The organism is Peribacillus sp. P4_C12, assembly GCF_056402095.1.
Map to the genome: position 1 here is coordinate 1 of NZ_JBFUIB010000960.1, position 936 is coordinate 936.

At 34.0% G+C, this 936-nt stretch carries 1 protein-coding gene; it reads left to right on the top strand.

Translation table 11 applies throughout. The annotated features are described in order from the left end of the window. The first annotated feature begins 484 nt into the window (after nucleotides 1-484). Nucleotides 485-736, top strand: a complete 252-nt coding sequence (locus tag AC1DUW_RS30570) for a hypothetical protein (protein ID WP_053346268.1) — start codon at nucleotides 485-487, stop codon at nucleotides 734-736. Nucleotides 737-936: the final 200 nt, after the last annotated feature.

Below are 936 nucleotides of genomic sequence, written 5' to 3' on the forward strand. Positions count from 1 at the left end.
CAGTAAAATTACTGGTTGACCTTTTTTTAATAGATTCTATGATATCAGTAGTCAGGGGAGGGCGTACGGGTGCGTGCGATGCTTACCAGTTGGTGTGCTTTATAGAGGATTTTGAACCTCATGAAATTAGAGAAATTCACCTTTAGACCTTCGGAATTTGTCAAGACAACAGAAAATCGTAACGAATATTTGTATGTGGAAGCTAAACTTCATTTTCGCACATTGATATTAAAGGAATATCCCACTTCAGAGGCCGGATTAACAGCCGGGCAAAGTAGACTAGCAAAAACATAATGGACTCCGCATCTCGAAATCCATTGTTTTTTAAGAAGAGTTGGTTAAGAAAAAAACCTTGTAATAACTCTAAATTGCTTTCCGAATATTATCTATTATTTTTGTTTGTGTAATCCGGCCAAGTGGTGAGGAACTCTAATTCTCTAAGGCATTATTTTGTTGAATTTATTGTATTTAAGACGCAGAAAACTTGAATAATATCAGTATACAGTACGGTATACAAGTAGCAGGTGCAATCGGTACAGTTATTTTTGTTACATTAATGACAACGTATGCTGCAGATCGTACGACAGAACTAAGTCATACAATGGATGCTGCAATAGCAGGCAAACAAGCTTTACTGGATGCCATTAACTATACCTCACTTGTAACAATTGGATTAGCTATTGTTGCAACAATTTACTCACTCTTTATCCGTAAACATATGTACGAAGAAATTTAAAATGAGGAGTCTATACTTCTCTGAAAAATAATGCCTTTTTTATAAAACCTTAAATAAGAATTTTAAAAGAGTAATCATAATTCAAAGAAATAGAGCTAAGTACTATAGTGGCTTTTATTATGTGTAGAACAATTATAGTAATAGATTATGAAACTTCGAATCTTAAACAAATGGGGCATTGATTCAAGAAGGGTTAATGC